The sequence below is a fragment of the Novosphingobium sp. BL-S-21 genome, from assembly GCF_055521655.1.
Genome location: NZ_CM145496.1, coordinates 2,310,419 through 2,334,242, shown reverse-complemented (window position 1 = coordinate 2,334,242; position 23,824 = coordinate 2,310,419). Strand labels below are relative to the sequence as shown.

The window sequence follows — 23,824 nt, the reverse complement described above, 5'->3', positions numbered from 1 at the left end:
GTCCGACGGGCCGATGCGACTGTCTAAGGAACGCGAAAAATGATGACCCGCAAGGACAAGGTCCTTCTCGGCGGAACGCTTGTGCCGACCCTCGCCTTGCTCTTCCCGCAGCCCATTCTGGCGCAGGAAGCCGGCGATGCCGCAGGCGAAGCGATCGTCGTCACCGGATCGCGGATCGCGCAGGCCTCGTCCGACGCGCCCAATCCGGTGACCGTGGTAACGGCGAAGGACGTGCTCGAATCAGGCACGACCAACCTGACCGACTTTCTCAAGACCATTCCGGCCCTGCAGAACTCCGTCGGGTCCTATGACACCAGCGGGAGCCGCGCGGGCATCGGCTTCACCGGGCTCAACCTGCTGAACTTGCGCAATCTCGGCACCCAGCGCACTCTGGTGCTGATCGACGGCCGCCGCCAGGTCGCCTCGGTCCCCGGCGTGCAGTCGGTGGATATCAACACCATCCCGCTCGATCTGGTGGAGCGCGTCGAAGTGCTCACCGGCGGCGCTTCGGCCGTCTACGGTGCGGACGGGGTATCCGGCGTCGTCAACTTCATCCAGAAGCAGGACTTCGAAGGCCTGACCGCCCGTGTCCAGACGGGCATTTCGGGCCACGGCGATGCCGGCCAGCGCCTGATCGCCCTCACCGCGGGTCACAATTTCGCCGGCGGCCGTGGCAACTTCGCCCTGGCCTGGGAGCACGGCGAGGAAGACCGCCTCAGCGCCCATTCGCGCCGCTATCTCGACGGCGAAAACAAGGTCGACTTCTACCTCAACCCTGCCGATACCGAGGCCGGGCTGACCAATGACGACGGTATCCCCGACTACGTGCCGATGCGGAATATCCGCTATTTCGACACCTCGCGCGCGGGCGGAATCGACGTCAATTTCGACGGTGTGCCCGATTTCGTCGGCGCCGACGGCCAGCCCTTCGACCACGGTACCCTCGTGGCCCCGGCCTACCAGCAAGGCGGCTCGGGCACGCTCGTTTCCGACTATGGAAACGACCTCCTGCCGCAGATCAAGCGCGACGTGGTGAGCGCCTCGGCCCATTTCGACGTCAGCAGTGCGCTGACGCTCTACGCCGAGGGCAAGTACGCCAGCAGCCGCTCCTTCTCGCTGGGGCAACCGACTTTCGACTATTACCTCTTCATCCCCCAAGACAACCCGTATATCCCCGCGGCCGTCCAGCCCTATATCGATCCGGCGATGGGCGGCGTGCTCGTCAACCGTGACAACTTCGATTTCGGCCGCCGCGGCGAGGACGTGACGCGCGAGACGATCCGCAGCGTCGTCGGCGCGCGCGGGCAGATCAGCCCCAACTTGCGCTACGATTTGTCCTACGTCTTTGGCCAGACCAAGGTGAAATCGCGCTACGTCAACAACATGCTGACCGACCGCTACCTCGCCGCGATCGACGCGGTGAGCGACGGTAACGGAGGCGTGACCTGCCGCGTCAACACCCAGGCCGGATGGACGCCGTTCCAGCCCTACAACCGCAACCGCGCGCCGATCCCGCCCGTGACTTTCGCGCCGGGCGACTGCCTGCCGCTCAACCTCTTCGGTGAGAACAACGCCGCGAACCAGGCCGCGCTGGACTGGATCATGGCCGATACGACCGACCGCACGACGATGACCCAGCATGTCGTCAGCGGCACCCTGACCGGCGACAGCCAGGGCCTGCTGGAGCTTCCCGGCGGTCCGATCTCCTTCGCGCTGGGCGGCGAATATCGCAAGGAAATCAGCCGGTTCGTGGCAGACGAACTCGTCTCGCAGGGCCTGACCTTCACCAGCGCCCTGGGCGACACCCGCGGGGCGTTCGACGTGTGGGAGGTCTTCGGCGAAGTGAACCTGCCGATCCTGGCGGACATGCCCTTCGCCCATCGCCTGTCCGCCAACGGCGCCGTCCGCTATTCGGACTATTCCACAGTCGGTTCGACCGGCGCCTGGAAGCTGGGCGGCGAGTGGGCCCCGGTGCAGGACCTGACGTTCCGCGGCTCCTACTCGAAGTCGGTCCGCGCGCCGAACATCAGCGAACTCTACACCGGCGCCACGCAGACCTATCAGGCGATCAACGATCCCTGCGGCTCCGCCTATCTGCAGAACGGTACGCAGTACCGTGCAGCGAACTGCAGCGCCCTGCTCACCTCGCTGGGCGCCGACCCTTCCGGCTTCAACGGCGTAACCGGGCAGGTCATTCCCGGCTACGGCGCCGGCAATCCCGACCTGAAGGAGGAAACCGCGAAGACCTGGACCGCAGGAGTGGTGCTCCAGCCCACCTTCCTGCCGCGCCTGACGCTCTCGGCCGACTGGTACGACATCCGCATCCGCAATGCGATCAACGTCACCACCGCCCAGAACCTGGCCGATCTCTGCGTGGATCAGGCCAGCCTCGACAATCCCTATTGCGGCGTGGTCACGCGGCAGAACGGCGGCACCGGCGCGGGCAATATCACCGGCTTCCAGCTGACCCCGTTCAACGTGGCGCAGATCCGCACTTCCGGGCTCGACCTGGCGCTCGCCTATGCGGTCCCGACGGCGAGCGCCGGCACCTTCGGCGCGCGGGTCATGGCCAATTACCTGCACAGCCTGGATTCGGTGCCGATCCCCGGCGCAGCCACGGTGAACAACGCCTATGTAGCCGGCGCACCGAAGTACCAGGTCACGGCCGACCTCACCTGGCAGAGCGGCGCCTTCGGCCTCGACTGGCAGATCAACTACGCCTCGGCCGTTTATCGCTACGACCGCCAGACAATCGCCGCCAATCCGGACATCGTCGCGCCCGAATATCTCAAGTTCAAAGAGCGCTTCTCGCACGACCTGAGCCTGACTTACGATGTGGGCGACCAGTTCACGCTCTACGGCGGCGTGACCAACCTGTTCAACCAGAAGCCCGACCTCGGCAGCCTGAACACGCCGATCAGCGCGGTGGGCCGCTATCTCTTCCTGGGCGCCCGGGTCAAGCTGGCCGACCTGTTCGGCGGCGCCAGCTAAGCACGGAGTCTTGAAGGAACGAAAAAAGGGGCCGCGTCGCTGCGGCCCCTTTTTTCATGCCCGGCCTCCGGCGCTCAATCCTGTCCCAGGGCGCCCGCGATCATGAAGCGCCAGGTGTTCGCAGCGTCGTTGCGATAAGCCTCCTCGCTCTCGTTGCTGCCGACATGACGCACGATTTCCGCGCCCGATTCCGTCATGTACAGGTCTGGCTCGCGGATCGCTTCGAGCACCGCCCGCGCGGCGGCCTTCAGCTTGTCGCGCGAAAGCGCGTCCACTGCATCCCAATCGCCGTAGCCCAGCGTCTCCGCCAGAGCCCGCATTCCCCGTTCGACAGGCGTCATTTCGCATCCCTCATAGCCCCAAGGCCCGTCCAGACACACCATGCGCCCGGATTTGTCCAGCCGGGACGCCCGAATCCGGCAGCGAGATCGGATCTAAATGGGAAGTTTGGAGCGGGTGAAGGGAATCGAACCCTCGTATTCAGCTTGGGAAGCTGCTGCTCTACCATTGAGCTACACCCGCGGATCGGCGGCGATGCAGCGCATCGGCGATCGGTAAGCCCGCGCTCTGACACAGCGGGCCGGGACGGTCAATGGGGATGGCGCCGCCCTTTCCCTGCAGGAAGAGCGACCGGAAGAGGCACCGACCCACCGGCCGGCGCCTCTTCCTGGAAATCACGCGCGGCCGATGGCCAGGAAGCGTTCCTCGCGGCGGGCGAGCAAGTCGCTGGCCGGAAGTGCGTCCAGCGTGTCCAGTTCCTCTTCGATCGCGGCGAACAGCGACCGGGCGGTGGCCGGGGCATCGCGGTGAGCGCCGCCGACGGGTTCGGAAACGACGCGCTCGATCACGTTCAGCGACAGCAGATCCTGGGCGGTGACCTTCATGGCCTCCGCTGCGTCGGGAGCCTTGTCAGGCGTGCGCCACAGGATCGAGGAGGCACCTTCCGGCGAGATCACCGAATAGATCGAGTGTTCCAGCATGAGCACGCGGTCGGCCGCGGCCAGCGCCACGGCGCCGCCCGAACCGCCCTCGCCCACGATTGCCGAGACGATCGGCACCGGCACCGCAAGGCAGGCCTCGATCGAACGCGCGATCGCTTCGGCCTGGCCGCGCTCCTCGGCTTCGATGCCCGGGAATGCACCGGCCGTATCGACCAGCGTGACGACCGGCAGGCCGAACTTGCCCGCCATTTCCATCAGGCGGATCGCCTTGCGATAGCCCTCTGGCTTGGCGGAGCCGAAGTTGTGCTTGATGCGGCTGGGCGTGTCGTGGCCCTTTTCATGGCCGAGCACCATGACCTTGCGGCCATTGAGCCGGGCCAGGCCGCCGATGATCGCCGCATCCTCGCCATAGACGCGGTCGCCCGCGAGCGGAACGAAGTCGGTGAAGCCGAGGCGCAGGTAGTCGAGGAAGTGGGGCCGCTGCGGATGGCGGGCCACTTGCGTCTTCTGCCAGGGCGTCAGCTTGCCGTAAGTCGCCGCCAGCATGCCGGCGCTCTTCTTCTCCAGCCGGGCGATCTCGCCCGCGATGTCGAGGTCGCTGTCGCTGGCGGTCGTGCGCAGCTCCGCGATGCGCGCCTCGAGCGCGGCGATCGGCTTTTCGAATTCAAGGAACGAGATCATGCTCTTTTCCGTCTACCTGCCTGGTCCAGCGCGCCTCAACCGGCGCGCTTGGCCAGCCATTCTTCCAGCCACTTGATCGTATATTCGCCGCTCTGGAACTCGGGGTCCTCGAGCAGGGCCTGGTGCATCGGGATCGAGGTCTTCACCCCGTCGATCACCATTTCCTCCAGCGCGCGCTTCAGGCGCATGATCGCACCCTGGCGGGTACGGCCGGAGACGATCAGCTTGCCGATCATCGAATCGTAGTACGGCGGAATCCGGTAGCCCGAATAGAGCCCCGAATCGACGCGCACGTTCATGCCGCCGGCCGCGTGGTAGTTGGTGACCTGGCCGGGCGAGGGCGTGAAGTTCCACGGGTCTTCCGCATTGATGCGGCACTCGATGGCGTGGCCCTTGAACTCGATGGCATCCTGCGTGAAGGTCAGCGGCTTGCCGTCGGCAACGCGGATCTGTTCGCGCACGAGATCGACGCCGGTGATGGCCTCGGTCACCGGATGCTCCACCTGCAGGCGGGTGTTCATCTCGATGAAGTAGAACTCACCGTTTTCCCAGAGGAACTCGATGGTGCCGGCGCCGCGATAGGCCATGTCGGCCATCGCCTTGGAGACGATGCCGCCCATGCGGTCGCGCTCTTCGGGGGTGATGACCGGCGAAGGCGCTTCTTCCAGCACCTTCTGGTGGCGGCGCTGGAGCGAGCAGTCACGCTCGCCAAGGTGCACGGCCGCACCGTTGCCGTCGCCGAACACCTGAAACTCGATGTGGCGCGGGTTGCCGAGGTACTTTTCCATGTAGACCGTGGCGTCGCCGAAGGCCGCCTTGGCCTCCGAGCGAGCCTGGCCCATCTGGCTTTCCAGTTCCTCGGCCGAATTCACGACCTTCATGCCGCGGCCACCGCCGCCGGAAGCGGCCTTGATGATGACCGGATAGCCGATGGTCTCGGCCAGTGCGCGCGCCTCGTCGAAGTCCTCGATCGCACCATCGGAGCCCGGAACCAGCGGCAGGCCGAGCGCACCGGCGGTGCGCTTGGCTTCCACCTTGTCGCCCATCGTGCGGATGTGCTCAGGCTTGGGGCCGACCCAGACCAGACCATGCGCCTCGACGATCTCCGCGAACTGGGCGTTCTCGGAAAGGAAACCATAGCCGGGATGGATCGCGTCGGCCTGGGTGATCTCGGCCGCGGCGATGATCGCCGCAACGTTCAGATACGAGTCCTTGGCCGCCGGCGGGCCGATGCAGACGGCATGGTCGGCCAGCCGCACATGCATGGCGTCAGCGTCGGCGGTCGAGTGGACCGCCACGGTCTCGATGCCCATCTCGCGCGCCGCGCGGTGGATGCGCAGCGCGATCTCGCCGCGGTTGGCAATCAGGAGGCGCTTGATACTCATGAAGCGTCCGGTCCTCAGGCGATAACGACGAGCGGCTGGTCGAATTCGACCGGCTGCTGGTTGTCGACGAGGATGGCCTGGATCGTGCCGCTCTTGGGAGCGTTGATCTGGTTCATGACCTTCATGGCCTCGACGATCAGCAGCACGTCACCCGCCTTGACCTGCTGGCCGACGCTGATGAAGTTCGGCGCGCTGGGCTCGGGCGCGAGGTAGACGGTGCCGACCATGGGCGACTTGACCGCATCGACCGGAGCGGCCGGAGCCGCTTCGGCGACCGGCGCGGCAGCAGCGGCAACCGGCGCTGCGGCCAGGGCCGGGGCGGCAGCGGCAACGATCTGCTGTGCGACCTGACGCACGACCTTGATCTTGCGTTCGCCGTCCTCGACCTCGATTTCGGTCAGGCCGGTTTCAGCAAGGAGCTCGGCGAGCTCGCGTACCAGCGCGCTGTCGATGTTCACGCAACTTCCTTTCGTTCAAGATATTCGAGCAGCGAGGCCAGCGTGTCTTTGAGGTCCTTGCGTTGGACCACCATGTCCACCATGCCGTGGGCATGGAGGTACTCGGCGCGCTGGAAGCCGTCGGGGAGTTTTTCGCGGATGGTGTCCTGGATCACGCGCTGGCCGGCAAAGCCGATGAGCGCGCCCGGCTCGGCGATCTGGACGTCGCCCAGCATCGCGTAGCTGGCAGTGACGCCGCCGGTGGTGGGATCCGTCAGGACGACGATATAGGGAAGCCCGGCCCGCGCCAGGCGGCGGATGGCCACGGTGGCCTTGGGCATCTGCATGAGCGAGAGGATGCCCTCCTGCATGCGGGCGCCGCCCGCTGCCGTGCAGATCACGTAGCCGCAATCTTCGGCAATGGCGCGTTCGACGGCCTCGACGAAGGCCTCGCCCACGGCCATGCCCATCGACCCGCCCATGAAGGCGAAGTCCTGCACGCCGAGCACGACCTTGCGGCCATCGATCGCGCCGAGCGCATTGGTGAGCGCATCGGGGAACGGATTGGCGGCGCGAGCGGCCTTGAGACGGTCGGAATACTTCTTGCTGTCGCGGAAGTTCAGCGGGTTCTCGGGGACCCGGGCCGCGGGCAGCACGGAATAACCGGCATCGAGCAGCTGGTCGAAGCGGGTCTGCGCACCGATGCGGCCATGGAACTGGCAACGCGGGCAGACCGACAGATTGTCCTCGAACTCCTTGGTGAAGAGCATCTCGCCACACCCGCGACACTTGGTCCACAGGTTGTCGGGCGTATCCCGCTTCTTCAGGCTCCCGAGGGAATTGCGTACCTTGCTAAGCCAACTCATGACGAACCCTTGCGTGAATCTCATGCGGCCCGGTGAGTCCGGGCTCGCCTGCTGGATCGACCGGGCGCAATGCCTGGGGCTGGTATTCCTGCGCCCCTTGCGACCGAACGATCTCTATGTGCGACGTGCTCCGCGCTGGCCTGTCGGGCCCGCCGCCGAGCGCGGCAATACGCGGGGACAATGGGTTGATCAATCGCCAGAACGCGTCGGTATGCGCAAAAAGTGCCGCACGCCCTGCCGGAGGGAGGGTGAAAGGCGCAGAAATCCGCGAATCCGGCAGGCCATCGGGCACCCCCTCAAAAGATCCATGGAAACGGCGAAAACAGGGTTTTTTCACCCCTTTACCAATAGGTCAAGCGGCAAATGCGTGACCTTTCGAACACGGCTTGGCCATTTCGCCCCCTCCCCGCGCCGGCCGGGCAGCACGCGATTGATGCCGCGGGCGGAGCGGTTCAGGGTGGCGCGCGATGAAACAGGCGACCACGATCCTCGCGTTCGAGACACCCGGCCGGGGCCTCACCGATATCACCCGCACGATAGCCCGATGGCAGCAGGAGAGCGGCATCGGCGAAGGGCTGCTGACCATGCTCTGCCGCCACACCTCGGCCTCGCTGCTGATCCAGGAGAACGCGGCGCCGGAAGTGCGCGGTGACCTGATGGCATGGCTCGACCGCGTCGCGCCCGAAGGCGGACACTACGCCCATGACGACGAGGGACCGGACGACATGCCCGCGCACCTCAAGGCCGTGCTCACCGGCGTGAATCTCGCGGTTCCGGTGATCGGCGGCCGGCTGGCGCTGGGCACCTGGCAGGGGATCTACCTCGCCGAGCATCGGCGCCGGCCGCATCGGCGGGAACTGGCGCTTCACCTGATCGGCACCTGATCCCATGCACCCTCCCGGCGGCCGGGCGGACTGTTCCGCCCGGATCGCGCTCGCCGCTATTGCATCCGCCCCCGCGATGCCTATCCACGCTGGCTACCTGGATTTCGGAGACTGTGCCGTGTTCTTCCCCCTTTTCCTGCATGAGTCTCTCTCTTGATCTCGGCACTCGACCTTTTCCGCATCGGTCTTGGCCCTTCCAGTTCGCACACGGTCGGCCCGATGCGAATCGCCGCCCGGTTCCTCCAGACGCTGGATGACGCCGGACAATTCGCCGCGATCGCGCGGGTGCTGGTGGAATTGCAGGGCTCGCTGGCGCTGACGGGCGAAGGCCACGGCACGCCGGACGCCTGCCTGATGGGGCTGATCGGCTTCCAGCCCGAGACCGCCGAACCCGAGGAAGCCCAGGCCGCCGCCGCCGCCGTGCGCAAGACACACCGGATCGCGCTGCTCGGCCGGCGCGAGATCGCCTTCGATCCTGCCACCGATCTCGTGCTCGATTTCGAGCACATTCCCGACCTTCATCCCAATGGCATGGTGCTGACCGCTTTCGACGAAACCGGCGCGGAACTGGCCCGGCACGACTATTTCTCGACGGGAGGCGGCTTCTTTTCCAGCCGCCACCAGCTGGAACAACCCGCGCCGGACGATCAGGTGACGCACGGCCCGCCGGTCGCCTGGCCCTTCGGCTCGGGCGCGCAGCTTCTGGAAGTCTGCGAGACCAGCGGGCTCGACATCGCTGGCGTCATGCTGGCCAACGAGGCCGCGCGGCGTGACGAGGCGGAGACCCTCGCCGGGCTGGATGCCATCGCCGATGCCATGAATGCCTGCATAGACCGCGGCCTCGAACGCGAGGGCCTGCTGCCCGGCGCGCTCAAGGTCCGCCGCCGCGCCCGCGCGATCCACCAGAACCTGATCTCGCGCCCGCAGGACAACCAGGCCGAGACGCTGATGGACTGGCTGAACCTCTACGCCATGGCGGTGAACGAGGAAAATGCCAGCGGCGGCCGGGTCGTCACAGCCCCCACCAACGGCGCGGCCGGCATCATCCCCTCGCTTCTGCGGCAATATTGCAGCGAAGGACGCAAGGCCGTGCCCGGCAAGGCGCGCCGCTACCTGCTCACCGCTGCCGGGATCGGCCTGCTCTACAAGCAGCGCGCCTCGATCTCGGGGGCCGAAATGGGTTGCCAGGGCGAAGTGGGCGTCGCCTGCTCTATGGCGGCAGCGGGGCTGGCGGCGGTTTGGGGCGGCACGCCCGAACAGGTCTGTGCGGCGGCCGAGATCGGCATGGAGCACAACCTCGGCCTCACCTGCGATCCCGTCGGCGGTCTGGTGCAGATCCCCTGCATCGAACGCAATGCGATCGCTTCGGTCAAGGCGGTCAATGCCGCCAAGCTCGCGCTCCATGCGGGCGAGACCCCGCGGGTGTCGCTGGACCAGGTGATCGAAACGATGCGCCAGACCGGGCTCGACATGTCCAGCAAGTACAAGGAAACCAGCCAGGGCGGGCTGGCGATCAACGTGGTGGCCTGCTGACGGCAAGCCTCGCGCGCGGCTTCATTCAGGACCTCGCACGGGGCCGCGCACCAGGGGCGAGCCGGCCCGTTCCCACGCCCCATCCTTTCCGATGTTCACCGCAACTTCAGGCACGCTCGTGCTTTGCACCTCCCGCGCGGCGGGTGCGACGCTGCGATCGCCAGAAAAGTCAGGCGAAAGTTTGAATTTCAGAAGGATACCAACAATGACGAAGACCGGCGCCACTCTCCTTGCCGCCCTCGCACTGGGCGCGCTCGTTCCTGCCGGTGCCGCCATGGCCCAGCCTGAGCGTCATCCCACGCCGCATCACCAGACCGTGGTGAAGAAGACGACGGTGAAGAAAACCGCCGTCCGCAAGCCCGTGCACAAGAAGGTCACCTGCCGCTACGTCGTGCAGCACGGCCGCAAGGTAAAGGTCTGCCGCTGACGCCTTCCCGGCCCTCGTTCACGCGGGGGCCGGACGTGATGGAAGGGCGCTGGCCTCAGGCCGTCAACGCCAGCCGCGCCTCTTCCTCGCGCACGACGCGGGGCTGGTCCGGCCAGATGCCGCGCGTATCGTAGACCAGCTTTTCCGCACGCTCGGCCAGCGGCACCACGCGGAACACGTCATGGTCGACCAGGACGATCAGGATTTCGCAAGTCTCCAGCGCATCGTCGATGTCGATCTGGACAGCGCCCGTATCGGTGAACTCGATGGGCAACTGCGCCGCGTAAGGTTCCACCACATGGATGCGGCTGCCGAACTTGCGGGCCAGACGGCTCGTGACGAAGCGAGCCGGGCTCTCGCGGAAATCGTCTATATTGGCCTTGAAGGCGAGCCCCAGGCAGGCGACCTTCGCCTCGGGATTGGCCTCTACCAGCGCTTCGGCCTTGGCGATGACATGGCTCATCTTGTGGTCGTTGACGCCGCGCGCAGTGCGGATCAGCGGCGTTTCCTCGGGCGCACCGTGGACGATGAACCAGGGGTCGACGGCGATGCAGTGCCCGCCCACGCCCGGTCCCGGCGTCAGAATGTTGACGCGCGGATGGCGGTTGGCGAGGCGGATGACTTCCCACACGTCCAGCCCCATGCGGTCCGCCACCATCGACAGCTCGTTGGCGAAAGCGATGTTGACGTCGCGATAGGCGTTCTCGACCAGCTTGGTCATCTCGGCCGATCGGGCATCGGTGGTCACGCACTCGCCGCGCACGAAGCGCTTGTAGAACGCCAGCGCCTTGCGCGCGCAGCGCGGGGTGATGCCGCCGATCGAGCGATCGTTGTTGGTCAGTTCCTCAAGGATGCGGCCGGGCAGCACTCGCTCGGGGCAATAGGCGATCGAGACATCCGGGATGTCGCGCGTCTTGCCGGGGATCTTCAGGTCCGGCCGCAGCTCGGCGATCAGGTCGCGCAGCTGATCGGTCGTGCCGACCGGCGACGTCGATTCGAGAATCACCACGTCCCCCGCCTTGAGCACCGCGGCGACCGAGCGGCCGGCGGCGAGGACATAGGAGATGTCCGGCGCGTGGTCCTTGTCGAACGGCGTGGGCACCGCAATCACGAAGACATCGGCAGGCGCGATCTCGGTGGCGGCCGAAAGCAGCCCGCGCGACACGACGCCTTGCACAAGGCCATCGAGATCGACTTCCTCGATATGAATCTCGCCGCGGTTGATGGTGTCCACGACGTTCTGCGAGACGTCGAGGCCAAGCACCTTGCACCCGGCGCGGGCGATCACGGCAGCGGTGGGAAGGCCGATATAGCCAAGACCCACGACACAGACGTCAGGCTTCGAATCCGATTTCATGCGCAAGCAGCTCCACGATTCGGCGCGAAGTCTGCCCATCTCCGAAGGGATTGTGAGCGCGCGCCATGGTCTCGTAGGCTCCCCTATCATCCAACAAGGTTGATATTTCGGTAACGATCGTCTCGGCCGAGGTTCCGACCAGCTTCGCGGTGCCGGCCGCGACGCCTTCCGGCCGTTCGGTGGTTTCGCGCATGACCAGCACCGGCTTGCCCAGCGCCGGCGCTTCTTCCTGCACGCCGCCCGAATCGGTCAGCATGATCTCGGAGATCGCCAGCAGCCGTGCAAAGTGCGGATAGTCCAGCGGCTCGATCAGGGCGACGTTGTCCAGCCCGGAAAGCCGCTCGTTCATGACCTTGCGCACATTGGGGTTGAGGTGGACCGGGAAGATCACGGCCGTATCGCTCCGCTCGGCGATGCGGCGAATGGCCTGGGCGATCTGCTCCATGCCCTCTCCGAAATTCTCGCGCCGATGGCTGGTGACGCCGATGATCCGCTTGCCCGCAAAGCGCGTCTCTAGATCGGCCAGCCCTGCGGCCAGCGCCGGTTCGCGCGCGATTTCGGCCGTCACCCATTCCAGCGCATCGATCACGGTATTGCCCGTGACATGGACGCGCGAGGGATCGACGTTCTCGTTGACCAGGGCGTTCCGCGACGTTTCGGTGGGCGCGAAGTGCAGGCTGGCCATGCCGCCGATGATCTTGCGGTTCACCTCCTCGGGCCAGGGATGGTAGATATTGCCCGAGCGCAGCCCGGCCTCGACATGGTCGACCGGCAGCTTGCGGTAATAGGCCGCCAGCGCCCCGGCCATCGCCGTGGCCGTATCGCCCTGCACGATGACGCGGTCCGGCCTGCCCGCGTCCATCACTTTGCCCAGCCCCGTCAGCAGGTTCGCCGTGAGCGCATCCAGCGTCTGGTCCGGCTGCATCACGTCGAGATCGTGATCGGGCACGATCCCGGCAATCTCCAGCACCTGGTCCAGCATCTGGCGATGCTGCGCCGAGACGCAGACCACGCATTCGAAACGCGGATCGGCCTTGAGCGCGTGGATCACGGGAAACATCTTGATCGCTTCCGGGCGCGTGCCGAAGACGACGAGGATACGGGCCGGGGTCATGCGGGTCTGGGCGGTCATGCGGCGGACATAGCAGCGGAGGGGTAAGGGTGAAGTTAAAAGACCGAACGCCGCTCCATTTCCGGGCGTGGACAAGGTGGCCGGGGGGCTTGCCCCGGCCCCGTCCATCGGCAATCACCCTGCCATGTCTATCCTGAGCGACAAATGGATCCGCAGCCAAGCGCTGGAAAACGGCATGATCGAGCCTTTCGTCGAGGCTCAGCGCCGCGACGGCTGCATCTCCTACGGCTTGTCCTCCTACGGCTACGACGCCCGCGTCGCGCCGGAGTTCAAGATCTTCACCAATGTCGATTCGGCGGTGGTCGATCCCAAGAACTTCGACAACAATTCCTTCGTGAACCGCGAAACCGACGTCTGCGTGATCCCGCCGAATTCCTTCGCGCTGGCCCGCACGGTCGAATATTTCCGCGTGCCGCGTGACGTTCTGGTCATCTGCCTGGGCAAGAGCACTTATGCCCGCTGCGGCATCATCGTGAACGTCACCCCGCTGGAACCGGGCTGGGAAGGCCACGTCACGCTGGAATTCTCGAACACGACGCCGCTGCCCGCCAAGATCTATGCCAACGAAGGCGCCTGCCAGTTCCTCTTCCTCAAGGGCAACGAACCCTGCGAGACGAGCTATGCCGACCGCGCCGGCAAGTACATGGGCCAGCTCGGCGTAACCCTTCCCAAGCTCTAGGCCCGGGCGCCAGGGAACAATCCCCCGATACGTCCGCTTCTCCCGGCATGAACGCCATGTCGGGAGAGAAGACATGTCCAAGATCGCTGCCATAATCGGGCGCTTCCTGATCGCCCTGATCTTCGTGATTTCCGGTGCCTCCAAGCTGATGGACATCAGCTCTACCGAGACCATGATCGTTGCCGCCGGCCTGCCGGGAGGGCTCGCCGTTCCGGTCGGCCTGTTCGAACTTCTGGCCGGGCTGTGCCTTGCCGCGGGGTTCATGGTGCGCCTGGTATCTGTCCTGCTGGCGGTCTTCGTCGCCGCGACGATCCTGTTCTTCCACAACAAGTTCACCGACCCCATGCAGCAGGTCATGGCCCTGAAGAACGTGGCCATCATCGGCGGCCTCGCGCTGGCCTTCGCACATAGCCAGATGTGGAGCCACTATTACGCCATCGCCCGCGAGCGTCACGGTGAACTGGCGGCCCGCAGCGCCGAGGAACGCATTCGCGACGCCGAACTGCGCGCCGCCCGCGCCGAAGCCCGCGCCGACGCCATCGCCGAAAACCAGACCGCACCGACTTACGTGGAAACCACCCCGCGCACCGTCGTGACCGACTACAACCACGACGGCGTCCCCGAAGTCCGCGCCCGCCATCGCCGCTGGTTCGACTGGTAAGCCCCTCCACGAAGCGCGAATCGCCTTCCCGTCCCGTGCATCTGGTGGAACGGGAAGGCGATCCACTGCCTGAATCCACCGACAACCGCCTTTTTCCCTGGTATATGCACCTGCGCGATCACGCACTGTGGGACAGTCCTTCCCCGGAAACCTGCGGAAACGACGAAAACTGCCCAGCTCCCAGTTGACCCGGTGAGGATTTCTCGTAAAGCGGCCTCCATCGAGCCACCCCACGCGGGTCGCTTCGGGCGGTTAGCTCAGTTGGTAGAGCATCTCGTTTACACCGAGAGGGTCGGGGGTTCGAGCCCCTCACCGCCCACCATTCCACATCGTTGGTAATGCGTCTCCGACCGGATTTCCGGTCTGATCCGACGCATCGCGTTGGCACGCTGACCGCTCTGCCATCGATTCGGCAGGCACGCCCTTCCCCTTCCTAAGCTCCCTGCATCGTCGTTTCGGCGCGGCCTCGATTCGGGCGTCCCGGGGGCAGGTTCGCCCGCTTGTTGCGCATGAATTAACCCAATTTCACCGCAATACGATATTTCGTATACGATATTTGACAATGTCGGATTTGTGACGCAAGGTTGGCGCAATCAAAAGGGAGTTACGACCATGAGGGGTCACAGAAGGAAACTTTATTGCGCGGCCGCACTGACAGCGATCATCGCTGGCACGGCCCAGGCCCAGGAAGCGGCGCCGGCCGATGCCGGCGTTGCCAACGACATCGTCGTCACCGGCACCCGCATCAAGCGCGCCGACCTTGAGAGCAACAGCCCGCAGACCGTCGTGGGCGCCGACGAGTTCCGCTACCAGGGCGCAACCACGGTCGAGCAGGTGCTGAACCGCCTGCCGCAGTTCACCGCCGACGCCAACGAGAACGTCTCGAACGGTTCGGACGGCACTTCCAAGATCAACTTGCGCAACCTCGGCTCGAACCGCGTGCTTACGCTGCTCGACGGTCAGCGCCTGATGCCTTCGCAGGCCATCAACCTCTCCTTCATCCCCAGCGCCCTCGTCGAGCGCGTCGACGTGATGTCGGGCGGCGCCTCCGCGGTCTACGGTTCGGACGCGCTGTCGGGCGTGGTCAACTTCGTCCTCAAGAAGGACCTCGACGGCGTTCGCATCGACGCGCAAACCGGCTTCTCGCAGCACAATAACAACAACAGTTCGCTCCGCGTGCTGCAGAGCGGCTCGGGCTACGACACGGCCCCGTCCTCGGTCATCGATGGCGGCAAGCAGGATGTCACCATCGCGGCGGGCAAGAACTTTGCCGATGGCCGCGGCAACATCACCGTCTATGGCGGCTACCGCAAGTTCAGCCCGGTCCGCCAGTCGAGCCGCGACGTCTCCGCCTGCGCCCTGCAGGACCGTGAATCCGTTGCCGGCTCCGGCAGCTTCGACCAGCTGTTCTGCGGCGGTTCCAGCAACACGCCTTACGGCTCGTTCATTCCGCTCTCGGACCTCAGCCCGTACAAGGGCCAGACCCTCATCAACAACCGCGACGGCAGCGGCACGCTGGTGCCCTACGATCCTTCGTATGCCTACAACACCTCGCCGGACAACTACTTCCAGCGCTCCGACGAGCGCATCACGGCGGGCGGCTTCGCACGGTACGAATTCAGCAAGGCAGCCGAAGTCTACGGCAGCGTCATGTACATGAACGACCAGACGTTCTCTCAGGTCGCGCCTTCGGCGGTCTGGTTCGGGACGGCGTTCGACGTATCCTGCAACAACCCTTACGCCAACGCATCCCAGCTTGCCGCGATCTGCGGTTCGGCTGCCGGCACCGACGCGACCGCTCCGACCAACGTGGGCTACCGCGTCGTCGGCCAGCCGCGCCGCGACAACCTGCGCTTCAACGACTACCGCTATTCGGCGGGCCTGCGCGGCGACATCGGCAGCGGCTTCAGCTACGACGTCAACTACATGTACTCGCTGGTGAAGTTCAAGGAAACGTACCTGAACGACGTGAACCAGGCGAAGGCGGGCCTCGCCCTCAACGCCGTCAGCGTCAACGGCGTGCCGACCTGCCGCTCGGTCATCGACGGTACCGACCCGAACTGCATTCCGATCAACGTCTTCACGCCCAGCGGCGTGACGGCAGACCAGGCCGCCTACATCTTCGGCGAAAGCAACACCGCCTCGCGCAATTCGCTGGGTGTGATCTCCGGATCGCTGAGCGGCGACCTCGGCCAGATGGGCGTGACCCTGCCCTGGGCCGAATCGGGCGTCGGCATCGCGCTTGGCGTCGAACGCCGCCGCGAAACGCTGAACTTCACGGCCGACGAAGTGGCGCAGCAGAACGGCGTGTTGCCCTCCGACGGTATCATCGCCGTGACCGAGGCCTTTGGCGAAATCGAAATCCCGCTGATCGAGAACAAGCCGTTCTTCCGCTCGCTCACGATCAACGGCGGCCTGCGCTACTCGTCTTACGACAACAAGCAGAACTCGACCGGCATCAAGTCGGGTTACAACGTCTGGACCTACAAGGGCGAGATCTCGTGGGCGCCGGTCGACGACTTGCGCGTGCGCGCCAGCTACAACCGCGCCATCCGCGCCCCGAACGTGGCTGAACTCTTCGCCTCGCAGGCGGTTGGCAACGTCAACGGCACCGACCCTTGCGCCGGTGCCAATCCGAGCGCCTCGTTCGAAATCTGCCAGGCTACCGGCGTGACCCAGGCCATGTACGGCAGCATCCCCGGATGCCCGTCCGACCAGTGCTCCGGTCTTGGCGGCGGCAACGTCGCACTCAAGCCCGAAACCGCGGACACCTATACCCTTGGCGTCGTCATCACACCGCAGGCGCTGCGCCGCTTCTCGCTGTCGATCGACTACTACAACATCAAGGTGAAGGACTACATCGGTTCGATCGCGCCGTCGCTGATCATGGGTCAGTGCGCCGCCACGGGTGACCCGTACTTCTGCGGCCTGTTCGTTCGCGATCCGCGCTCGGGCCAGGTCTTCGGCCAGAATTCGGGCTACATCATCTCCACCACGATGAACACGGGCTACCTCAAGACCTCCGGTCTCGACGTGAATGCGGATTACACCTTCGACGTCGGCAATCTGGGCAGCGTCAATCTGGGTCTCGTGGGCACCTACCTCATCGAGCAGGTTTCCCAGCCGGTGCCCGATGGTGGCTCCTACGACTGCAAGGGCCTGTTCGGCTATACTTGCGGCCAGCCCACCCCCGAATGGCGCCATGTCGCGCGTCTTTCGTGGATGACCCCCACCGACACGACCGTCTCGCTGTCCTGGCGCCACATCGGCGGCACCAAGCTGTCGAGCCTGACCGACAATCCGCTGCTTTCGGCAGACAAGACCGTCGTGAACCGCAAGATCAGCGCCTACAACTACTTCGACCTGTCGCTGACCCAGGCGATCGACAAGCGCTTCACCCTGCGCGCAGGCGTGAACAACATGTTCGACAAGGATCCGCCGGCTCTCGACTCGGGCCTGCTGCAGAACTTCGGCAACGGCAATACCTACCCCGGTGTCTACGACGCCTTGGGCCGTACGATCTTCGTCGGCTTCACGGCCAACTTCTGATCCAGGAGGAACAGCGACCCCTTCCACCCACCCGGGGGTCGTGTTTCAGGAAAGCCCGTCCGGTCGCGAGACCGGGCGGGCTTTTCCGTTCTGGCGGTCAGGCCGTGGCGGCGCGGATCATGCCGAAGCCATAGAGCAGATGTTCGAGCTGGCCATCCGGCACTGGTGGGAAGGCCAGCGTATCGCCGCCATGGCGGATCGCGCCGATCTCGGCGGCGACTTGTTCCAGGCTCCAGTCCTTGCGGAAGGCGCCCTCGTTCTCGACGATCTTGGCGCGCGCCAGACGGCCGCCCATGGCGACGAACATCTCGCCCGAAGCCTCGCAGCTTTCGTGGCAGAGGTAGCCGACCATCGGCGCTACCTGTTCCGGCTCCATCGGCGGGAACTGGCTGGTGTCGATCCCCTCGGACATGCGGGTGACGGCGGCGGGCACGATCAGGTTGGACTTCACGTTGGCGTGCTGGCCCTCGATCGCCGCGGTGTTGGACAGGCCCATGAAACCGGCCTTGCACATCGCGTAAGTCACATTGTCCGACTTGCCGTAGAGGCCGTTGATCGAACTGGTCAGCACGATGCGGCCGTAGCCTTGCGCCATCATGTGCGGAAACGCCGCCCGCACGACGTGGTACGCCCCCTTCAGGTGGACATCGAGGACAGCGGTGAAATCCTCGTAGGCAAGTTCGCTGAGGCTGCCGCGTCGTACATTGCCGGCCGAGTGGATCAGAATATCGATCCGCCCGAAAGCATCGAGCGCCGACTGGACGATCGCCTTGCCGCCTTCCGGCGTGGCGACGCTGTCGGTATTGGCCACGGCCTCTCCCCCCATGGCACGGATTTCGGCGGCGAGCGCTTCGGCGGGGCCTTCCTCGGTGGCGTCGCCCGCCATCGACACGCCGGGGTCGTTGACCACGATCTTGCAGCCCCGGCTCGCCAGCAGCAGCGCATGGGCCCGGCCCAGCCCGCGCCCGCCGCCGGTAATCACGGCGACACGGTTATCGAAGCGCAGGTCTGGCATAGTCATCTCCACTCATCGTCATTGCGAGCGGCAAAGCCGCGCGGCAATCCAGGGCCGCCCCAACCGCCCTGGATTGCTTCACTGCGTTCGCAATGACGAAGGTTCGGGCCTCACGCAACGATGCCCGACGCCCTGAGCGCCGCGATCCGCTCGGGCGATAGATCGAGCACGTCTTCCAGAATGAAATCGGTGTGCTCGCCCAGCACCGGCGGCGCGGTCGGCACCGGCTGCGGTGCATCGGTGAAGCGGATCGGGCGATTGACGATGGGGATCGGCCCCAGGGTCTTGTGCTGCGTTTCCACCACCATCTCGCGCTCTACCGCCTGCGGCTGCGCCAGCGCTTCGGAGACGCCGAGGATCGGTGCATGCGGCACTTCATGCGCGGTGAAGATCGCCACGAGTTCGTCCACCGTGTACCGCTCGGTGAAGGCGCTGACGATCGCGTTCACTTCCGCCCTGGCATCGCGGCGCTTTTCCAGCGTGTCGTAGCGCGGATCCTCGATCAGTTCGGGCCGCTCGATGGAGCGGCAGATGCGGCTCCAGAACCCCGGAGTCAGGCAGGCGACGACGATCGAACCCTCCCGCGCCGGGAAAATGCCGTAGGGGACGAGGTTGGGATGCTGCGATCCCACCCGGCTCGGGTCGGTGCCGTTGAAGAAGGCCAATTGCGCGATGTAGCCGAGCATACCGATCAGCCCGTCCATCAGGCTGACGTCGATATGCCGCCCCACGCCGGTCCGCTCGCGCTCGTAAAGGGCCGAGAGGATGCCGATCGGCCCGTTGATCCCGCCGACCAGATCGCCCAGCGGAATGCCCAGCTTGGTCGGCAGCCCGTCCGGCTCGCCGTTCATCGACAGCGCGCCGGACATGGCCTGGAGCACGATATCGAAGCTGGGCCGGTCCTTCAGCGGCCCGGTCTGGCCATAGCCGGAGATCGAGCAGTAGATCAGGCGCGGGTTGATCGCCTTTATCGCTTCGTAGCCAAGGCCCAATCGGTCCATCACACCGGGGCGGTAGTTCTCCACCAGCACGTCGCACTTGGCCGCCAGATCGCGGACGAGCGCCAGCCCCTCCTCGCTCTTGAGGTCGACGACGATGGACTTCTTCCCGCGATTGACCGCGAGGTAATAGTGGCTCTCGCCGTCCCGCGTGGGCGGAAACGTGCGCGTCTCATCGCCAGTGCCGGGCGGTTCGATCTTGAACACTTCGGCGCCCATGTCGGCCAGCGCCAGCGAGGCGGCGGGGCCTGCGAGCACGCGGGTGAAATCGATCACGCGCACACCCGCCAGCGGCCCGACCCAAGGTTCTTTTGCAGACATCAGGCCAGGTTCTCGCGAAAGAAGGAGAGGATCGCCGCCACGGCATCACGCCCCTCGGGAATGCCGATATTGTAGTGATAGCAGTGGCCCATCCCCTCCCCCACGATCAGCGTCGAGCGCACCCCGGCCTTCAGCAATTGCGAGTTGGTGAAGATCGCCGGGCTGAGGTCCATGGCGCGAGTGCCGGTGATGACGAGCGTGGGCGGGAACGTGGCCAGCACATCGAGATGATAGCCCGGCCAGGCGCTGGGATCGCGCGGGTCGCAGCCGTCGAAATAGCCGCGCGTGATGTCGATGGGGCTGCGGCCGTCTGCGGGCGGCGGCGGGAACGAGCCATCGATATAGCCTGCAATGTAAGCCGATTCGCCGGCCCCGAACGGCACCCCGCCCGCGCCGAAAATGCCGACCGCGCCCGCCTGCGGCAGTCCATGTGCCGGAAGCCATGCCGCCGCCTGTGCGGTGAGAGCGCCGCCCGCCGATCCGCCGTAGATGCCAATCCGGCCGGGGGCATAGTCCGTCAGCAGCGCGGCATAGACCGCCGCGACATCCTCCACCCCTGCCGGATGGCGATGCTCGGGCGCCATCCGATAGTTGACGCTGACGACGCGGAACTTGCCGAGCGCGGCGATAGGGATCGCCTCCATCAGCGCGATTCCATCCCACCCCACGGTGAAGGCGCCGCCGTGCAGGTTGATCAGCACGCGTTCGGGATCGTGGCCACCATCGGCGGGGGTGACGTCCAGCACCTCCACGCCGCCGATCACCCTGAGCACGATCTCGACTGCGAAGTTCTCGCGCAGCCGCGCGACACCTTGCGCGGCATAAGCATTGATCTGCTCACGCCGCACCGCGACATCGGCTTCCTGCTCACCCGCCGCGTCGAACGCCGGTGTCTCTGCGCGGGCGCGTTGCATCGCCGCGGCCTCTTCGCTCAGCAGGGTGGAGACGGGCAGGACAAAGGCAGGAACGCGCACGTCACCATTGGCATCGAACTGCGGCCTTGCCGCCTGATCCTGTCCCATTTCCACTCCGTTCTCTTTTCCGGGCCAGCATACGACACGGCCCGAACCTTTCGCAAAGGTCCGGGCCGAAATCGCTCCCCCGTTATGCGGGACTGCCGACGATCATGCCTTGCTGGGCAGTTCCGCGACGGCGGTGCCGAAGGCCGAAAGTTCACCGCGATGGGTGGTGGCCTTCTGCGCCACTTCGACGAACTTCTTGCCGCCTTCCTCGAACTTGCGCGTCACTTCGCCGGTGATGATGATGGCATCGCCGTCCGGGTTGTGGCGGCGGATCTGGCAGTCGGACTTGGTGAGGAAGCCGTCGTCGCCGATCCAGTTGGTCATGTGGTGCGTCAGCCACGAGCAACGCTCCGGGCCGTAATCGTAAGCGCCCGGCGCGCCGACTTCGAGGGCGAAAGCTTCGTCCCAGTGCACGCGCTCGGGGCAGTCCGGCACGTTGAAGCGGTTGCGGATGCCCAGGCCCGGGTGGGCCTTCTGCATCTTGTAGGCCAGCTTGTTGGCGCGGATGTAAAGGCCGCCCCAGCCCTGCGCGTAACAGATGAAGCCGGTGACGGTCATCGGCCCCTTCATCATCGGCGGCAGCTTGTCGCCGACGTTCACGTCCTCGAAGTAACGCGGGGTGGCGCCGCGGATCTCTTCCTGGTCGTAGATGTCGTAGAATTCGTCCAGCTGTTCCTGCGTGAACGGCTCCACGCGGCCGCGTGCTTCGGTGTACTTGGTGCCACGCTCGCGCGCCTCGTCACGGTCGGTGCGGAACACCCACGAGTCGGCACCGGCAACCTGTTCGCCGTTCTGGTTGAAGAAGTCGACGTGGTAGATCTGCTGGAAAGAGCGGCCGGCGAACTTGGTCTGATGCTCGACCAGATCCTTCAGATAGGCGACCGTGGTGATGGTGTCATTGCGCAGCACCGGCTTGTGCCAGGTCCAGTCCGCACCCGCCCACATGGCGTGCACGCCCGACAGACCGCCGCAGTAGCCCGAGACGATGCGGCTGGTGGTGAACAGGAACGAAGGCAGCGCGACCAGCGAGCCGTACTTGGTCTTCGCGGCATATTCCGGATCGCACCACAGCGGATTGTCGTCGCCGATGCCGTGGGCATAGTGGCGGATCGCATCTCGGGTGGCTTCATAGTTCCACGGCTCGACGGTGTTCTCGATCTTCACGCCGATGCGGGCGCGCAGATCGTCGAGGCCGGCCTCGGTGATCTTGGGGAACTTGGATTGGGGCTCTGCTGTGGTTGCCATTTCGGTACTCTCCTAAATTCTCGAGATTGGTTTTCAGCCGACCGTTTCAGCGGCCTTCGCCGCTTCGCGATCGCGCAGCATCTTGCGGTGGACTTTGCCGGCCGGGTTCTTGGGAAGCTCGTCCACGAACTCGACCACGCGCGGGAATTCGTGCTGGGCCAGGCGTTCGCGGGTGAAGTCCTGAAGCTCCTTGACGAAGGCATCGTCGCCCGCGCGGTTGGCGACGACGAAGGCCTTCACCACTTGCCCGCGCTGCTCGTCGGGCACGCCGATCACACCGCATTCGAGGACGTTCTCATGCCGCAGCATGGTGTTCTCGATTTCGACGGCGGACATCGTCCAGCCTGCCGAGATGATCACGTCATCGGCGCGGCCGCAGTGATAAAAGTAGCCTTCCTCGTCGATCTTCGCGCGGTCCTTGGTGGTCATCCAGGAGCCGCCCCGCCAGAGCATCAGCTCGCCGATCTCGCCGGGAGCCGTGGGCATGCCATCGGGGTGCTGCACTTCCAGCTTCTGCCCGGGAACCGCCTTGCCCAGCGAGCCGGGCTTCACCGTGAAGTCGCTCGCGCCGGGGTAATTCACCAGCACCACGCCGATCTCGGTGGTGCCGTACATCGAGCAAACCGGAACCTTGAACGCGCCGTCGATGAACTCCAGCGTCGCCGGGTCTATCGGCTCGCCGGTGTAGGACAGCTTGCGGAAGTGGAACGCGAAGTCCCCCGCCGCGCCGCTGTTCTTCATCATCCGGTAGTGCGTTGCCGCCGCCGACATATTGGTGATGCCGTAATCGTCCAGCGCCTGCATCAGCCGCACCGGATCGAAGCGCCCGGCGAACGTCCCGGTGGTGACGCCAAGGCCCAGCGGCGCCAGCGTGCCGTGCCACAGGCCATGCCCCCATGCGGGCGAGGACGGGCAGAAGAACTCGTCGCCCGGACGGATTCCCGTGCCGTAGAGCGCCGCGAACATCAGCGTGACGAGCGCCTTGTGCGTATGCTTCACCGCCTCCGGAAGCTCACGCGTGGTGCCGCTGGTATACTGGAACACGGCGAGGTCGCCGGCCTTGGTCTTCGGCTCATAAGCCGCCGGGAACTTCGCGATCTCGTCCAGCAGGCCATCGTCGGCGACGATCACGCGCAGCCCATTCTCGGCCGTCACTGCACCGCGCGCGAGGTCGGCCTTCTCGGCATTGGTGATGAGGATGGCGGGTTTGCAGTCGTCGATGCGCAGCTTCAGCGCGTCCGGCCCGAACAGCGTGAACAGCGGCACCGAGATCGCGCCGGTCTGCATCGCGCCGAACAGGCAGACGTAGAACGGCAGCGAGGGCTCCAGCATGAAAGCGATGCGCTCGCCCGGCTTCACGCCTTCCGCGTCCAGCCAATGCGCGAACCGCGCGGCACCGGCAGCGATCTTGTCGAAGCTCAGGATCTCGTCACGACCATCTGCATGCGCGATGCGCACCGCGGGACGGCCCGAACCATCGGCATGACGGGTGATGCATTCGTGAGCGATGTTGAGCACGTCGCGGTCGCCGTCGAACAGGTCCCACAGCGCGGCCGACGAGGCCTGCGCCTGCGCATCGGCATAGCTTGTCAGTTCGGTCAGCCTAACCATCGCTCATCCCACTCCGCACCGACACGACTCAGCGGCCGGCCATTTGTCCTTATGTTCAACAAATGTGCGGAAGCAGACTTGTTTTGTAA

The 23,824-nt window shown here is 65.5% G+C and carries 19 protein-coding genes and 2 tRNA genes; 8 read left to right on the top strand and 13 right to left on the bottom strand.

Going from position 1 to position 23,824, the window contains the following annotated elements:
* Positions 1-39 precede the first annotated feature (39 nt).
* Positions 40-2,991 (top strand): TonB-dependent receptor plug domain-containing protein, encoded by a 2,952-nt coding sequence (locus ACZ1J6_RS19545; protein WP_465127832.1) that lies wholly within the window; start codon positions 40-42, stop codon positions 2,989-2,991.
* Between the two features lie 74 nt (positions 2,992-3,065).
* On the opposite strand, the gene ACZ1J6_RS19540 is transcribed toward ACZ1J6_RS19545, so the two are convergent.
* From ACZ1J6_RS19540 to accD, 6 genes are all read right to left on the bottom strand, one after another.
* Entirely contained in the window at positions 3,066-3,332 is a 267-nt protein-coding gene (locus tag ACZ1J6_RS19540) for a hypothetical protein (protein WP_132268007.1), read from the bottom strand.
* A 107-nt stretch (positions 3,333-3,439) separates the two neighbouring features.
* Positions 3,440-3,513 (bottom strand) — tRNA-Gly (locus tag ACZ1J6_RS19535).
* Positions 3,514-3,665: 152 nt separating this feature from the next.
* On the bottom strand, positions 3,666-4,613 hold the full coding sequence (locus ACZ1J6_RS19530) for an acetyl-CoA carboxylase carboxyltransferase subunit alpha (RefSeq protein WP_132268005.1): 948 nt from the start codon (positions 4,611-4,613) through the stop codon (positions 3,666-3,668).
* A gap of 35 nt (positions 4,614-4,648) precedes the next feature.
* Positions 4,649-5,998 (bottom strand): acetyl-CoA carboxylase biotin carboxylase subunit, encoded by a 1,350-nt coding sequence (accC, locus tag ACZ1J6_RS19525; protein ID WP_132268003.1) that lies wholly within the window; start codon positions 5,996-5,998, stop codon positions 4,649-4,651.
* Between the two features lie 14 nt (positions 5,999-6,012).
* Positions 6,013-6,456 (bottom strand): acetyl-CoA carboxylase biotin carboxyl carrier protein, encoded by a 444-nt coding sequence (gene accB / locus ACZ1J6_RS19520; RefSeq protein WP_132268001.1) that lies wholly within the window; start codon positions 6,454-6,456, stop codon positions 6,013-6,015.
* A complete protein-coding gene (gene accD / locus ACZ1J6_RS19515) occupies positions 6,453-7,301 on the bottom strand; it encodes an acetyl-CoA carboxylase, carboxyltransferase subunit beta (RefSeq protein WP_132268000.1) in 849 nt (282 codons plus the stop codon). The genes accB and accD overlap by 4 nt, the downstream gene beginning before the upstream one ends.
* 467 nt (positions 7,302-7,768) lie before the next feature.
* On the opposite strand from accD, the gene ACZ1J6_RS19510 reads away from it, so the two are divergent.
* From ACZ1J6_RS19510 to ACZ1J6_RS19500, 3 genes are all read left to right on the top strand, one after another.
* Positions 7,769-8,185 (top strand): secondary thiamine-phosphate synthase enzyme YjbQ, encoded by a 417-nt coding sequence (locus ACZ1J6_RS19510; RefSeq protein ID WP_134093796.1) that lies wholly within the window; start codon positions 7,769-7,771, stop codon positions 8,183-8,185.
* Between the two features lie 153 nt (positions 8,186-8,338).
* The gene (locus tag ACZ1J6_RS19505) at positions 8,339-9,718 is read left to right on the top strand and encodes an L-serine ammonia-lyase (RefSeq protein ID WP_465127831.1); all 1,380 of its coding nucleotides are present in this window, start codon (positions 8,339-8,341) and stop codon (positions 9,716-9,718) included.
* A gap of 205 nt (positions 9,719-9,923) precedes the next feature.
* Positions 9,924-10,145 (top strand): hypothetical protein, encoded by a 222-nt coding sequence (locus ACZ1J6_RS19500; RefSeq protein ID WP_132267994.1) that lies wholly within the window; start codon positions 9,924-9,926, stop codon positions 10,143-10,145.
* A gap of 55 nt (positions 10,146-10,200) precedes the next feature.
* On the opposite strand, the gene wecC is transcribed toward ACZ1J6_RS19500, so the two are convergent.
* Together wecC and wecB are read right to left on the bottom strand one after the other, a co-directional pair.
* Complete coding sequence (gene wecC / locus ACZ1J6_RS19495) at positions 10,201-11,502, bottom strand: UDP-N-acetyl-D-mannosamine dehydrogenase (protein ID WP_132267993.1); 1,302 nt, start codon at positions 11,500-11,502, stop codon at positions 10,201-10,203.
* A complete protein-coding gene (gene wecB / locus ACZ1J6_RS19490) occupies positions 11,480-12,634 on the bottom strand; it encodes a non-hydrolyzing UDP-N-acetylglucosamine 2-epimerase (protein ID WP_465127830.1) in 1,155 nt (384 codons plus the stop codon). Before wecB ends, wecC begins: the two co-directional genes overlap by 23 nt.
* 124 nt (positions 12,635-12,758) lie before the next feature.
* On the opposite strand from wecB, the gene dcd reads away from it, so the two are divergent.
* From dcd to ACZ1J6_RS19470, 4 genes are all read left to right on the top strand, one after another.
* Positions 12,759-13,313, top strand: a complete 555-nt coding sequence (dcd, locus tag ACZ1J6_RS19485; protein WP_132267991.1) for a dCTP deaminase — start codon at positions 12,759-12,761, stop codon at positions 13,311-13,313.
* A gap of 73 nt (positions 13,314-13,386) precedes the next feature.
* Positions 13,387-13,974 carry a DoxX family protein gene (locus tag ACZ1J6_RS19480; RefSeq protein ID WP_314468355.1) on the top strand — a complete coding sequence of 196 codons (588 nt, stop codon included), beginning with the start codon at positions 13,387-13,389 and terminating at the stop codon, positions 13,972-13,974.
* A 246-nt stretch (positions 13,975-14,220) separates the two neighbouring features.
* Positions 14,221-14,296: transfer RNA gene (locus ACZ1J6_RS19475), tRNA-Val, on the top strand.
* A 290-nt stretch (positions 14,297-14,586) separates the two neighbouring features.
* The gene (locus ACZ1J6_RS19470; RefSeq protein ID WP_465127829.1) at positions 14,587-17,523 is read left to right on the top strand and encodes a TonB-dependent receptor domain-containing protein; all 2,937 of its coding nucleotides are present in this window, start codon (positions 14,587-14,589) and stop codon (positions 17,521-17,523) included.
* A 97-nt stretch (positions 17,524-17,620) separates the two neighbouring features.
* Here ACZ1J6_RS19470 and ACZ1J6_RS19465 read toward each other — a convergent pair whose 3' ends face one another.
* The 5 genes from ACZ1J6_RS19465 to ACZ1J6_RS19445 all read right to left on the bottom strand — a co-directional run bounded on the left by ACZ1J6_RS19465 (position 17,621) and on the right by ACZ1J6_RS19445 (position 23,735).
* On the bottom strand, positions 17,621-18,538 hold the full coding sequence (locus ACZ1J6_RS19465) for an SDR family NAD(P)-dependent oxidoreductase (protein WP_465128281.1): 918 nt from the start codon (positions 18,536-18,538) through the stop codon (positions 17,621-17,623).
* Between the two features lie 110 nt (positions 18,539-18,648).
* Positions 18,649-19,857: a CaiB/BaiF CoA transferase family protein gene (locus ACZ1J6_RS19460; RefSeq protein WP_465127828.1), complete on the bottom strand. Its 1,209-nt coding sequence runs from the start codon at positions 19,855-19,857 to the stop codon at positions 18,649-18,651.
* A complete protein-coding gene (locus ACZ1J6_RS19455) occupies positions 19,857-20,879 on the bottom strand; it encodes an alpha/beta hydrolase (protein ID WP_465127827.1) in 1,023 nt (340 codons plus the stop codon). Before ACZ1J6_RS19455 ends, ACZ1J6_RS19460 begins: the two co-directional genes overlap by 1 nt.
* Before the next feature lie 102 nt (positions 20,880-20,981).
* Entirely contained in the window at positions 20,982-22,124 is a 1,143-nt protein-coding gene (locus tag ACZ1J6_RS19450) for an FAS1-like dehydratase domain-containing protein (protein WP_442046455.1), read from the bottom strand.
* A gap of 33 nt (positions 22,125-22,157) precedes the next feature.
* Positions 22,158-23,735, bottom strand: a complete 1,578-nt coding sequence (locus tag ACZ1J6_RS19445; protein ID WP_465127826.1) for an acyl-CoA synthetase — start codon at positions 23,733-23,735, stop codon at positions 22,158-22,160.
* Positions 23,736-23,824 lie beyond the last annotated feature (89 nt).